Origin of the sequence: Paenibacillus sp. V4I7, assembly GCF_030817275.1 — a bacterium.
Taxonomy (GTDB): domain Bacteria; phylum Bacillota; class Bacilli; order Paenibacillales; family NBRC-103111; genus Paenibacillus_E.
On the sequence record NZ_JAUSZD010000002.1, the window covers coordinates 3,933,129 to 3,945,981 of the forward strand.

Here is a 12,853-nt window from a genome sequence, read left to right on the forward strand (position 1 = left end):
GTGATCTATGCTTATTTTAAGCTGTCAGATAGCACCAAGAACATCGCTTGAGACCAAAGCAATGGCAGCGCTGGCTCTCCCCATTTGGCAATCCATTCCGGGTGCGATGAGGGATCTCTAAGACTTTCAGCCACTTGTTCCGGTAATCGACCCAGCTTATCTGCTTTACTCATGACCCAATCTAAGCATCGCTGAGCCTCTTCACGATTACCAAGCTCTGCCTGGTACCATCCATACCATGCCGTTAGCAGCAGCCATTCTCCGCCCCCATAGTAACGGTCATCGACATATCTTTGGATGCCTTCATGCTTTAGGTCAGCTTCAATTGCTTGTACCGTCTTCAACATAACAGGATCATTAACCTCACAGACTCCGAAAGGAACAGCAAGCCACAACAGACTTGCATCTACACCATTTAAAGCCGGCTGCCATACTTCTCCCAAGCAATGAATGGATTTAACGAAACGCCCCTCATAGACTGCGTGATCCATGATAAACTTTTTAATCAACGCCGCTTTCTCAAGTAATGGAGCACGATTCTCCAGCTCACCAAGTGCCTTTAAACCGCCATATACACAAGCTAATGTTGCCGGGTGAACATAATCTGGAAACTCTTCCCAACAATCGAAATTCGGAAAATGCCAGAACGTCATCAAATAATCAACGGTAATCTCAATACTCTCACGCAATTCATACAATAGTGCGGAATGACCTGTTATACGAATATGTTCCGTAAGACCCCACAGCCACGCTCCATAACCATCCAGTTGAAAATGTCCCCACTCTGATAAATCATCACGGCCATCCAAATGATAACGTGTCCCAAAAAATTCGGAGCGGTCTATCCATTCTTTGGCTTCCTGTTTACGAATTAATGCATCCACACGCGGACGCTTGTCCTTCAAAACAAGATGCACCCAGCGATAAAAAAGCTCAGCACTTTCGGTTTCCATCGAGCGATCCATCGCATTCGCGATAAAAGTCCCATCTCTGAGCCAACTGTAAGAGTAAGGTGGGAATAACGGTGAAGCTACATAACCCCCGCTTGGATGCTGATTCAGCTTAATTATCGAGATACTGCTTTTGATTAATTGTTCACGCTCCATGCACCAAGTCTCCTTTTAAAAGAAAAAGGATGCGCTTTTAGTCGCATCCCTTTTGTATTTTGCAAAATCGATTAAAATTATACTTTTTCGCCTTGCATACGACGTTGAGTGATGTAGTCTGTTTCATAGTAAGCCAGATCTTCACGAAGTTCTTCGAATACTTTGGACAGCTCAATCGTCAAATCACGCACTTCGCGCGATGGCTTTTTGCGGAAACGAATAGCATCTTGTCCAGTATAAGCGTAGCGACCATCTTCGGAATAGCATTCATTTTTAGGGTAGAAAAATGTATTGACGCATGTATGATAAACCTCATACAGTACTTTTTCCGAAAAATCCACATTAAAAGTAGGACGTCTCAAGCTAACGCCTAATTTCTCATAAGCCACTTCACAAAATACTAATAGATGGCGAGTATCCTGCAAATAACCGCGGTAAAACTCATCCATAGCAGGATCATTCTCCACATTTAACTGTGCGAGCGAATTTTGATTCAGAAACAGCTCCATTTTAGCAGTTGTTTCTTTTAACTTCGTACGCGTTGAATCACAAATATTTTTCACATTAAAAACAGCCATTTATGAAGACCTCCTATAATTGCGCTATTCCTATCCTACCATAAATTAACCCGAAGTGGTATATGTAAAACTCCAGTTTCCATGTATAAAACAATCCTCCGCGCCTCACCCTAGTCAAAGGTAAATCATTTCGTCATTTGAAAACAAGTTAGTAAAAAAGGAGGGCCTGAGCATGTGGCGTTATCTAACTTCTATCTCTCTCATTCTTGGTTTAGGTGTCATCCTATTTCCTGATCAACAGAACCCCCAGACGAAACCAGGACCGGAAGTGTACAGTACAAAGTATGAAACAACATCCAAGCTCGCGCTCTTAGAGCAGGACGTGAAATTGACAGATGATTTATGTAGAAGCCAATGTTCCATTGATTATTCACAAATGATTAGCAAGATTGAAAGCGGAGAGCCTGTGTTAAAAGTGCTTGGCGAAATGAAAACTGAGCATGAAAAAATGGATGTGCTTATTTGGTCAAAGCAAAGTCAACCGTTGGAAAAAGGAATTACAGTAGGTGAAGTCCCAAGTTCTTATAAAGAACAAGCCACCACCTATTTAAAGGAAGCTAAAACAGCCGTCGATGAAGGAAAACATTATCAATCACCTAAATTCGGCGCCGCGCAGCAAACTTATTTTGTTCAAGGCACTCCTTCAACCAATAGAGACAGCTCTGTGGTAGGTGTTATTCACCAGGATGTTCTTCATCAAGTAACAGATCACCAGTTGAAAAACTTGCGTCTTGAACCTTATCCAAACGAAAATCGTTGGAAAGTCGAGTCTGTGGATACGGACACTTTACAAGATAAAGTTGTTGACCATCCTGAGGATAATCAAGGGACAAGCCACTATCAGCAAAATGAAGTTGTGGTTCGCTTCAAGCAGGATCCCACAGAGGCTCAGCTTGCACAAATCAAAAACGAAATAAAAGCTATTTCGGCCCAAAAGCTTGGATATACGTATGTATTCCGCACGCAGGGCATGGAAGCCAAAGCATTAATGGCTTATTTCCAGAAATGGGATGTAGCCTATGTGGAGCCTCATTTCCTCTACTTAACCAATGATTATTATGACGATCAAGAAAAAGAAGATGCAGAAGATTCCAGTCAAACCGATACGGACACCACGGCCCCGACAGATATATCAGCTAATTTTATGCCTAATGATAATTTATTCAGTAAATATCAATGGAACCTGCCCCTTATCGAGACTGTTCAGGGCTGGCAATTAACACGTGGTACAAAAGATGTGATTGTAGCCGTTGTTGACACAGGTGTTGACTTGAAGCACCCTGATTTGCGCAATCAACTTTTGCCTGGCTATAATGTCATTAGTGATAATGACAACCCGCAGGATGATGTTGGACATGGTACTCATGTCACTGGTGTTATTTCTGCATTAGTTAACAACAATCTGGGAGTAGCTGGTATGACATGGTATAACAAAGTAATACCCGTCAAAGTTCTGGACCAAACTGGCGCAGGCAGTACCTATTCTGTCGCACAAGGTATCATTTGGGCTGCGGACCATGGCGCTAAAGTTATGAATCTCAGCCTTGGCAATTACGCGGATTCAAGCTTTCTACACGACGCCATCCGATATGCCTATGATAAAGATGTGGCACTCATCGCGGCGAGCGGCAACGACAATACAGAAAGACCTGGCTTTCCAGCTGCTTATCCGGAAGTGTTCGCTGTCGCCGCGAGTGATTCCCAGAATAACAAGGCACCCTTTTCGAATTATGGCGACTATATTGACGTAACGGCTCCTGGTGTTAGTATCGCAAGTACGTATCCTAACAATCAATATGCCGCGCTATCAGGTACATCGATGGCTAGCCCTCATGTCACCGCATTGGCAGCCTTAATTCGTTCTGCGAATCCTAGTTTGAAAAACACGGATGTTTACGAAATCATTAGAAAAACCGCACAAGACCTTGGTACAAAAGGTAGAGATAAATATTTCGGTTTCGGATTAATTGATGTCGTGAAAGCTGTAAAAATGGCCGAAGAGAACTCAAATCAGGTTTCTTACTTCCCACAAAGCCTATCTCGTCAAATGCATCTCATTACGAAAAAGTATGCCTATTAGAGTTTAAAGGTTGATCAGCCTGTTGTGCTGATCAACCTTTTTTTGGTGAATATCCTCTAAAATGATACAAACGAAAGTTCTATTATTTCTCTTCTTTTAGAAAAGTAAGACTCGTTCTGAGAAGTCGAATCAATTCCTTCGTGTCCTGATCACCTAAATGTTCCGCAAGCCCTTTGAATACATCGAAGAAATGAGCCTCCGTCTCCTTGATTTGCTCCTCACCTTTTGGCGTGGAACGTACAAGGACTATTCTACGATCTGAGGGGTCAGAGAGCCTCTCCAGGTATCCAGCTTGTTCAAGGGCATCCACGAGATGTGTCGCTCCGGCTGGTGTCATTTCGAGGGCACGGCTGAGCTCTGAAATCTTAATGCCAGAGGAATCAGTACTCGTATAGTAGGAGACGGTAGTAAGCAAGGTGAATTCACTTTGACGCAGTCCTTTGAACGATTTACTTTTACTGCTTGATCTTGCTAATTGACCAAATGTGCGTGCTAATTCTTGTACGATAAATATAGAATTTTGTGGGGAATCGGACATGAGTGGATACCTCCTCAAGTTAAATTAGTATTTTACTAAGTAATGTTTATCAAATAAATGTTTACTAGGTAAACATTTATAGCTACTTAACTAAGGTCTTTAAATTTAATCCCAGTAAACCTAAAAATCGGACTTTCTGAAGCAAGTACAAGTCGATAAGTGATGTACATGTATGCATGGTTTCAAAGATCACCTATATCTTTGCCGCTTCGTAAAGCTTGAACTCTTTTCTAAAGTTAAATAAGAGTCTCTAGGGACTCTTATTCCAACTCAATACCCACCTTTTGTGGAAATAGACTTCAAAAGGCTCTTATTTGCATGAATTTATTTAAATAGCTGTTCTCAGTATCAAATAGGAGTCTCTAGGGACTCTTATTCCGCTTCTTTACCCGCTTTTTGTGGAAATAGAAGCTTCTAAAGGCTCTTATCTCGTATGAAATTATCTAAAAAGCTGATCTCAGTATGAAAAAAGAGTCTCTAAGGACTCTTATTTCACCTCTATACCCACTTTTTTGTGGAAATAGAAGCTTCTGGAGGCTCTTAAATTTTCTTCTAGAAAAATTAAATACCCGCAAGGCCTAAGCCTTGCGGGTAACCGACAGTATGGAAAGTTTGCCGTAAGCCGGGTTCTGTACTTCCAGTGGTCATAGCGGGCGTCTGTCCCCTGCCACCATTGAAGTGACAATCATCTATCTAGGCCATACATTGCTGTACAGCTCAAGCGACCAACCCGAACGCGTCTCAGGCTAAGACTGCCACCTCGAAAGCGGCTTGCGTTCCTCTAGGTCTTGCTCCAAGTGGGGTTTACCAGGATCTATGTCACCATAGAACCTCGTGGTCTCTTACACCACGGTTCCACCCTTGCCTGTGAATCCCTTGCGGGAAACCATCGGCGGTCCATTTCTGTGGCCCTATCCTTCAACTCGCGTTGACTGGACGTTATCCAGCACCCTGCCTTATGGAGCCCGGACTTTCCTCTCGCTGTGGCTTACCCACAGCCAGCGATTGTCTGTCAAACTTTCCGATGCATTTGCTAGTATACTAGGAATGCCTTCGGAATACAACTGCTGTTCGTTTCCTTAATTACCATTTGCAACTCAGCAAGTTAATAAGGCTTAAAAAGCAACACCTTCGCGAGCAAACTAACCCTCATCCCTACAGGAACTGGAATGGTTCTGTATCTACTTCGGATGCAAGCACCTGCGTTTCCGTCTTAACCAACTGCGCGGCGAGATAATCCGCCACGCCGCGCTTCATGATCTTCTCGACGTTATGACCAACATCGATCAAAGTTAAACCCGCCGCAAGCGCATCATGCGCGGTGTGATAGTCGATGTCGCCGGTGACCAGCACATCGGCGCCTGCGAACAAGGCGTGCCGCATGTAGCGGCCGCCAGAGCCCCCCAGAACGGCCACCTTACGGATGGGCCGTTCCAAATCGCCAACGACGCGCACTGCCGGCACGTCGAACACCTGCTTCGCGAGCTCCGTCAGCTCGCGAAGTGTCGTAGCCGCGGGCAGCTTGCCGACGCGGCCCAGACCGAACACTCTACCCTTGAGGTCCATCGGGTAGAGGTCATAGGCCACCTCTTCGTAGGGGTGGGCCTTCAATAGAGCCTGAACCGCCTTGCGCTGGACGCTGGCGGTTACGATGGTCTCTACGCGTACTTCCTGTACGCGTTCAAACTTGCCTACTTCCCCGATAAACGGGTGCGTCCCTTCCTGCGGCAGGAACGTCCCCGTGCCGGGGATGTTGAAGCTGCAGTGGCTGTACTGCCCGATTCCACCCGCTCCTGCGGTGAAAAGGGCATCCAGTACAGCCTGGTGATGCGTCTCAGGGACGAAAACAACCAGCTTTTGTAGCTTCTCCGTGTGCATATCCTCTAGATGAGTAAGCTCCGTCAAACCGAGCTTATCCGCCATCATATCGTTCACGCCGCCCTCAGCCACATCCAAATTCGTATGAGCAATATAGACAGCGATATCGTGCTTAATTAATTTTTCATATAAACGACCAGCAGGCGTATCCGTTTGCAGATGAGCGAGCGGTCTGAAAATAATCGCATGATGAGCAATAATGAGATTAGCACCTTGCTGAATCGCTTCTTCAACCACTTCATCTGTGACATCCAAGGCAACTAGGACCTTCTGGATTTCCTTCTGCAAAGACCCTAGCTGTAAACCTATTTTATCATCAGGCATCGCATAATGCTTCGGCGCCAACTGTTCGAACAGCTGGATTACGGTTTGACCTTTTGCAAACAAGCGAGTACCTCCTTTATTTCCTTCATTTCTTGACCGACCTGCTCCGCCTTCGCTGCAGACGCTTCTGCTGAAGACAACTGGAGCTGCCCTTCAATCATGGCCAGCTTCTTCAGTTCGCTCTCCCATTTGGCAAACCATACTTCTGGAGCCTCGCTGATGAAGTAGGGCCCCATTTGAAGCAAGCGTTCCTTCGAAACCCTAACACCGCCTGGCAGTTGACGTTCAGCGTAAAGAACCTCCAATGTATGTTTTTCCTCATCCGGCACGGCTATGGCTGTCAATATCTCATAAATCTTGCCGTCTTCCTCTAGAATCGTTTCGGATTCCAGCTTCCAGCCCTGCTGCAGTAACCAGCGCCGCACATGATCTTCGCCGACATTTGGCTGCAGAATGAGATGAGTGACGCCTTGCAGCTTATGCTTTCCAGCTTCCAAAATACTCGCCATCAAACTTCCGCCCATTCCGGCGATCGTAATGACATTCACTTCTCCAGCCTCAATAACAGCGAGTCCATCACCGGATCTTACACTGATTTTTTTGGACAATCCGCTTTCAAGAACCTGCCGTGTTGCTGCTTCAAAAGGCCCTGGATTCACTTCGCCAGCCACAGCAAACAAAATAATACCCTGTTGTGCCAAATATGTTGGCAATAGGGCATGATCCGAACCAATGTCCGCTACCTTTGATCCTAAAGGAACTCGATCTGCAATCATTTGAAGTCTTTTCGATAATTTCACCATATGCTACATTACCCACTCTACCCATTTTTTACGCAGCAAAAATAATGCCACGCCTGCAGAAACTAACTTGCCTGTAAACGATAATTGAATGACGCGAGAACTCATATCTACATCTGTCAGAAACGTCATTGCTTCAGGAGCAAACCAAACGATGCTTCCAACTAATAAAAGGACACTAGCTGCTTGCTTATTCGTATGATGCGCAAGCCAAGCCATCCATATAAGTACAATACTAACCGGAATCCAACTAATTTCAAGTGAGAACCATCCGGGGCTGTCCAGCTTGTGCAGCAATAGCCACCCGTATGTACCGACTAGCCCCAGCCATCCACATATTTGAAAAATAGCCATACGGCCAACTAACCCATTAAACAGCCAGACACTACTACAAAAGGCTAAATAACCAACATATGCATTAGAAGAACTCACAGTGTATAAATCTAATAAATACAAACCGACAAAAAGCAAAGCAATCGAAGAAACACCACAAAGCAAATAAGAAATAACAGGTGCTTTCTGATACTGCCGATATGCAAATGCATAACAAATGATGACAAAAAGCGTGGAAATTCCAATTTGCATTGGCAATCCAAAAGAGTTAAAATTAAGAGCAGATAAGGCCAAAGCGGCAATCACCGCCATGATGGCCAACCATATTTTCCAATTACTGTTTGCTACCGAGGATGCGGATACCCCCATTAATGAAGCAGGTTTAGGCGTTGATTCATCCACATACAAATTCATTAGGAAATCGCAATAATGCTCAGGAAGCAATTTGCTTCTGCGCCAATGATGGATTTCCCTTACAATCACTTTTCGTTTCTCTGCATCCATTTATTCGCTCACCTTCCTAGCTACTTTATCGGTGAATTCGTCCTCTCGCTTTAGTAGTAGTTTTAAAATAAAAAAAAGACCCCGCCGAATTTGGCAGGGCCCTCTCACAGCGTCTTTATTCCAAGAAATCCTTTAATCGTTTGCTACGGCTAGGGTGTCTCAATTTCCGCAAAGCTTTAGCTTCAATCTGACGAATTCGTTCCCGTGTAACACCGAATACTTTACCTACTTCTTCAAGCGTACGTGTACGTCCATCATCTAAACCAAAACGTAAGCGAAGTACATTCTCTTCTCTTTCCGTCAACGTATCTAGAACGTCCTCAAGTTGTTCCTTCAGAAGCTCATACGCGGCAGCATCAGCTGGAGCCAACGCTTCTTGATCCTCAATGAAATCTCCCAAGTGGGAATCGTCTTCCTCACCAATCGGTGTTTCTAACGACACAGGCTCTTGTGCAATCTTCATGATTTCGCGTACTTTATCTGTGCTCAAATCCATCTCTTTGGCAATCTCTTCCGGCGTAGGTTCGCGCCCCAATTCTTGCAGCAATTGACGGGAAACACGGATAAGTTTATTAATCGTTTCGACCATATGTACCGGAATACGTATCGTTCTCGCTTGGTCAGCTATGGCACGGGTAATCGCCTGGCGAATCCACCAAGTTGCATACGTACTAAACTTATATCCTTTGGTATGGTCAAACTTTTCTACAGCTTTAATAAGCCCCATATTACCTTCTTGAATCAAATCTAGGAATAGCATGCCTCGACCTACATATCTTTTGGCGATACTGACAACGAGTCTTAGGTTAGCTTCTGCTAAACGTCTCTTCGCTTCTTCGTCCCCATTTTCAATCCGTTTGGCTAACCCTACTTCATCTTCCGCGGAAAGAAGCGGTACTCGACCAATTTCCTTCAAATACATCCGAACTGGATCATTAATCTTAATCCCTGGCGGTAAGGCCAGATCATCATCGAAGTTAAATTCATCGCGCTCATTTTCTTCTGGATTCATGGAATCCTCATCGGATTCGTTCCCTACGTCGATCCCTTGCTCCGAAAGCTGTTCGAAAAACTCATCGATTTGTTCAGGATCCTGATCAAAGGGAGCTAATTTCTCCATAATATCCTTGTAAGTTAGTGAGGACCGCTTTTTCCCCTGCTCAATAAGCTGGTCCTTCACCTGGTCCAGGGTCAATTCTGTCTCTAGTTCTGTACGCTGATCATTCGCCATGGTACGGACTCCCTCCTCCCTAGTCGTTGCAGTAATTCTAAGTTGACTTCAATCGTTTTTCTAGGGCAATAATTTCAATAGCAATTTGTGCAGCTCTAAGATGGTCGCCCGCGCGTTCAGCACGAACTCGTTCTTCTTTCTTACGTTCAACTTCTTCTTGCATTGGAACTTTGCGAATTTGGCGAATATAGTCGTCAATCACTTGTTCGTTAATTCCATGACCAGCACCCATCATTACAATGGAACTAGCCAAGCTCTCCAGCTGTTCGTCTTGCAGCATGGCAATGTATCGGCTTGCATCCGGCTCAGCATTCTGAGCGTAGTAAGCATATAAATAAGCAGCTAAGACTGCGTGAGCTTCAACATTGAATTGATCACCTAATTGTGCTTCCACTTGTGAGCAGACCTCACGGTCATGCATCATTACCGCCAATATTAACCGTTCTGCATTATGATAAGCGGGTAAAAGTGAAGGTGATTTTTTGAGTGTTCGTTCCACTGTTCTCCCATTATTCATAACATTATTCCACAGAATTGGTTTATTATCCCCCTCTGGTCGGTTTTTTTCCGATTGCAGCAAGATTTCGTGAAGGTCTAACTTCATCGCCTCATATGAAGATTCAGGGAATTCAGAAGCCAACTGTTTCAAATAATGTTCACGTTCCATCGGAGATTGAAGATGACTAATTAATTTGACAGCGGATTGCAGATAACGAAGTCTGTCACCGTCCTCATGCAACTTAAAATTTTTACGGATGTACAATAGCTTATATTTCATCGATGGCACGGCTGGCTCAATAATTTCCCGTACGAATCGGTCAAAACCATAATTTCTTACATAATCATCTGGATCCTTGCCGTCTGGCAGCATAGCTACCGTGACTCGACTGCCTGTCTCTTCTAGAATAGGGATGCTTTTGAAAGCCGCTGATTGTCCCGCGTTATCTCCGTCGTAACAAACGACGATTTGGTCGGCGTTTCGGTTCAGCAGAGCGGCATGTTCCTTCGTTAATGCTGTCCCCATCGTGGCGACACCATTACTAATCCCCGCTTCCCATGCTTTAATAACATCCACATAGCCTTCAAAGAGAACTGCTTGTTGAAGTTTACGCATATTAGGTCTAGCCAAATGTAAGTTGTACATCGTCCGACTTTTATTAAAAAGAATGGATTCCGGACTATTTAAATATTTGGGCTGCGCATCGCCCATCGATCTGCCTCCGAACGCGATAACTTTGCCAGTAGAGTCGCAAATAGGGAACATGATGCGTTCCCGGAATTTATCCACATAGCCGTTACCTTCATGTTTGGCAGAGATTAAACCGCCCTTCTCCATCAGGGCTAAGTCGAACTCTCGTTTATCTAGCTGTTGAACGAGTGTGTCCCACATGGCCGGTGCATAACCAATTTGGAAGGTATCGATCAGCTTATCCGATATTCCTCTTGAGGCCAAATAGCCTTTAGCCACTTTGCCTTGTTCCGTGTTGCCAAGTATATAATGATACAATTTCGCGGTAAAATCATAAGCTTTTAACAAAGTTGCTTTCTCTTGCTGCTGCTCATTTTGCTCTTCTGTCGCTTCTTCCCAAGTGATTGGGATATCCGCTTCTTCAGCCAGCTTGCTAATGGCCTCAGAGAAGCTAAGTCCTTCGATTTCCATTACGAATCGAATCAAATTCCCACCCACATTACAACCAAAACAACGATAAATTTGTTTTTCTGGTGTGACAGTGAATGAAGGACTTTTCTCAGAGTGGAATGGGCATAGCCCCTTCATATAATGCCCTTGCTTGCTCAAATGTACGTGCCTACCAATGACATCAACAATGTCATGGCGCTTTAGTACAGCCTCAATGACCTCTTCAGGTATGCGTCCGTACCTCATTTTTGTTCCACCTACAATTCAGGTCGCTTTTCCGACTAATTACTATTCGCTACTTGTTTTCGATTTCCTGCAAATATTTTAAAAGTTTTGTCAAACCATGTAGAAAATTTTGCCGATCTGCCTCCGTAAATGGTTTTGGCCCCTTCGAATGCTTTCCGCTTCTGCGCATTTTTGCCGATGCGTGGCGTCGATCCAACAGGAAATCAATCGAACTATCGGTATATTCCTGCCCTCGATTCGTTAAGCAAATAGATCCCTTAGCCAATCCTAAGGCGGCGAGTCCAAAATCTTGTGTCACCAAAATATCACCTTGCTGAATCTGATTGGCAATATATAAATCGACAGATTGATCGGAACGGTCCACTTGAACGACCTTCACGCCAGGGTTCTCCTTCATCCGATGATCGAAAGAAGCAACTAGTACAACTTGTACACCAAACTGCCTACCTGCTTGCTCAATTTCGGATTTTACTGGACAAGCATCGGCATCAACGATAATACTTCTTGCTCGCATACAGTTCAGCCCCTGCTCTCTAGACGAAATCTCACCGTACTATTATATACGATGGACTTACAAAAAATCCTGCAAGGGTAAACATAAAACCTTACTGGACTCTTTCGATATGGTCCATGATTAAACTTGCAGTCTCTTCAACGGCACGGTTGGAAACATCAAAGATGACGCAACCTATTTTGCTCATAATATTGTCAGCAAAAGCCAGTTCTATTTTAATACGTTCTACATTTGCGTAGGTTGCATTTTCTGCAAGCCCAAGTGTACGCAGCCGTTCTTGGCGAATAACATTCAATTTATCCGGGTCGATCCTTAGTCCAATGATCTTATCCTTTGGAACGGTATAAATGGCAGCAGGCGGCTGCATTTCAGGTACCAATGGAACATTAGCGACCTTAAATCTTTTGTGCGCTAAGTACATAGATAAGGGTGTTTTGGACGTACGAGAAACGCCCAATAAGATGATGTCTGCTTTTTGTATGCCGCTAAAATCCCGACCGTCGTCATATTTGACCGCGAATTCAACTGCTTCAACTTTTTTGAAATAATCCTCATCGAGCGGATGAATCATTCCCGGTTGTCGGCGAGGCTCTTGCCGTAATGCTTGCCCTAAGGTAGCAACAACCGGCCCAAGCAAGTCAATATGCGGGATATCGTACTCCTTCGCCTTGGCAATCAGATCGTCGCGCAGTTCCGGTATAACTAGAGTAAACACGACAATTCCGCCATGTATTCTAATGGCATTAATGACTTTATCTATTCCTTCAAAATCATGGATAAATGGAGCTCTCATAATTTCAACGGGTACAGGATGAAACTGCATCGCAGCTGCACGTACGACTGATTCCCCCGTTTCCCCAACTGAATCCGAAACAACGTATACGCGAGTAGGTAGTGGGTGGTCCATTCCCTAAGCCCCTTTCAGCAGGGACGAGGCCCTACATTAGTCATTTGTATGTAAAGTAGACGCAAACAGAACGAAAGCATGAGAAAAACCTCACCGATATGCGGACAGCACAAAGGCGAGGTGTTTTCCACCACATCATATCAAAGCCGAAATCACATGTCAAATTAGTCATCAT

At 44.5% G+C, this 12,853-nt stretch carries 11 protein-coding genes and 1 other RNA gene; 1 reads left to right on the forward strand and 11 read right to left on the reverse strand.

The genetic code is table 11. The features are described from left to right. Positions 1-11: 11 nt before the first annotated feature. Together QFZ80_RS19395 and QFZ80_RS19400 are read right to left on the reverse strand one after the other, a co-directional pair. Positions 12-1,106 carry a glycoside hydrolase family 15 protein gene (locus QFZ80_RS19395; protein ID WP_307555066.1) on the reverse strand — a complete coding sequence of 365 codons (1,095 nt, stop codon included), beginning with the start codon at positions 1,104-1,106 and terminating at the stop codon, positions 12-14. Positions 1,107-1,183: 77 nt separating this feature from the next. Then, positions 1,184-1,684, reverse strand: coding sequence for a YpuI family protein (locus tag QFZ80_RS19400; RefSeq protein WP_307555064.1), 501 nt, complete (start codon positions 1,682-1,684; stop codon positions 1,184-1,186). 172 nt (positions 1,685-1,856) lie between these two features. Between QFZ80_RS19400 and QFZ80_RS19405 the strand changes: the two genes are divergently transcribed. Beyond that, positions 1,857-3,764, forward strand: coding sequence for a S8 family peptidase (locus QFZ80_RS19405; RefSeq protein WP_307560565.1), 1,908 nt, complete (start codon positions 1,857-1,859; stop codon positions 3,762-3,764). Positions 3,765-3,846: 82 nt separating this feature from the next. Here QFZ80_RS19405 and QFZ80_RS19410 read toward each other — a convergent pair whose 3' ends face one another. From QFZ80_RS19410 to QFZ80_RS19450, 9 genes are all read right to left on the reverse strand, one after another. Continuing rightward, positions 3,847-4,302 carry a MarR family winged helix-turn-helix transcriptional regulator gene (locus QFZ80_RS19410; protein WP_307555060.1) on the reverse strand — a complete coding sequence of 152 codons (456 nt, stop codon included), beginning with the start codon at positions 4,300-4,302 and terminating at the stop codon, positions 3,847-3,849. Between the two features lie 603 nt (positions 4,303-4,905). Next, positions 4,906-5,323, reverse strand: an RNA gene (gene rnpB, locus QFZ80_RS19415) — RNase P RNA component class A. A gap of 134 nt (positions 5,324-5,457) precedes the next feature. Continuing rightward, complete coding sequence (locus QFZ80_RS19420) at positions 5,458-6,567, reverse strand: Nif3-like dinuclear metal center hexameric protein (protein WP_307555059.1); 1,110 nt, start codon at positions 6,565-6,567, stop codon at positions 5,458-5,460. Further along, positions 6,543-7,307, reverse strand: coding sequence for a tRNA (adenine(22)-N(1))-methyltransferase (locus QFZ80_RS19425; protein ID WP_307560568.1), 765 nt, complete (start codon positions 7,305-7,307; stop codon positions 6,543-6,545). The genes QFZ80_RS19420 and QFZ80_RS19425 overlap by 25 nt, the downstream gene beginning before the upstream one ends. A gap of 3 nt (positions 7,308-7,310) precedes the next feature. Further along, entirely contained in the window at positions 7,311-8,141 is an 831-nt protein-coding gene (locus QFZ80_RS19430) for a hypothetical protein (RefSeq protein ID WP_307555057.1), read from the reverse strand. 115 nt (positions 8,142-8,256) lie between these two features. After that, entirely contained in the window at positions 8,257-9,372 is a 1,116-nt protein-coding gene (gene rpoD / locus QFZ80_RS19435) for an RNA polymerase sigma factor RpoD (protein WP_028558036.1), read from the reverse strand. Between the two features lie 37 nt (positions 9,373-9,409). Continuing rightward, on the reverse strand, positions 9,410-11,257 hold the full coding sequence (gene dnaG, locus QFZ80_RS19440; protein ID WP_307560570.1) for a DNA primase: 1,848 nt from the start codon (positions 11,255-11,257) through the stop codon (positions 9,410-9,412). A 49-nt stretch (positions 11,258-11,306) separates the two neighbouring features. Further along, entirely contained in the window at positions 11,307-11,771 is a 465-nt protein-coding gene (locus tag QFZ80_RS19445) for a YaiI/YqxD family protein (protein WP_057303088.1), read from the reverse strand. A gap of 91 nt (positions 11,772-11,862) precedes the next feature. Then, complete coding sequence (locus tag QFZ80_RS19450; RefSeq protein WP_307555055.1) at positions 11,863-12,678, reverse strand: pyruvate, water dikinase regulatory protein; 816 nt, start codon at positions 12,676-12,678, stop codon at positions 11,863-11,865. Positions 12,679-12,853 lie beyond the last annotated feature (175 nt).

Bases quoted from the DNA above. Each gene is read 5' to 3' on its own strand.
- QFZ80_RS19395 (WP_307555066.1), bottom strand. From the start codon at position 1,106: ATGGAGCGTGAACAATTAATCAAAAGCAGTATCTCGATAATTAAGCTG.
- QFZ80_RS19400 (WP_307555064.1), bottom strand. From the start codon at position 1,684: ATGGCTGTTTTTAATGTGAAAAATATTTGTGATTCAACGCGTACGAAG.
- QFZ80_RS19405 (WP_307560565.1), top strand. From the start codon at position 1,857: ATGTGGCGTTATCTAACTTCTATCTCTCTCATTCTTGGTTTAGGTGTC.
- QFZ80_RS19410 (WP_307555060.1), bottom strand. From the start codon at position 4,302: ATGTCCGATTCCCCACAAAATTCTATATTTATCGTACAAGAATTAGCA.
- QFZ80_RS19425 (WP_307560568.1), bottom strand. From the start codon at position 7,307: ATGGTGAAATTATCGAAAAGACTTCAAATGATTGCAGATCGAGTTCCT.
- QFZ80_RS19430 (WP_307555057.1), bottom strand. From the start codon at position 8,141: ATGGATGCAGAGAAACGAAAAGTGATTGTAAGGGAAATCCATCATTGG.
- rpoD (WP_028558036.1), bottom strand. From the start codon at position 9,372: ATGGCGAATGATCAGCGTACAGAACTAGAGACAGAATTGACCCTGGAC.
- dnaG (WP_307560570.1), bottom strand. From the start codon at position 11,257: ATGAGGTACGGACGCATACCTGAAGAGGTCATTGAGGCTGTACTAAAG.
- QFZ80_RS19445 (WP_057303088.1), bottom strand. From the start codon at position 11,771: ATGCGAGCAAGAAGTATTATCGTTGATGCCGATGCTTGTCCAGTAAAA.
- QFZ80_RS19450 (WP_307555055.1), bottom strand. From the start codon at position 12,678: ATGGACCACCCACTACCTACTCGCGTATACGTTGTTTCGGATTCAGTT.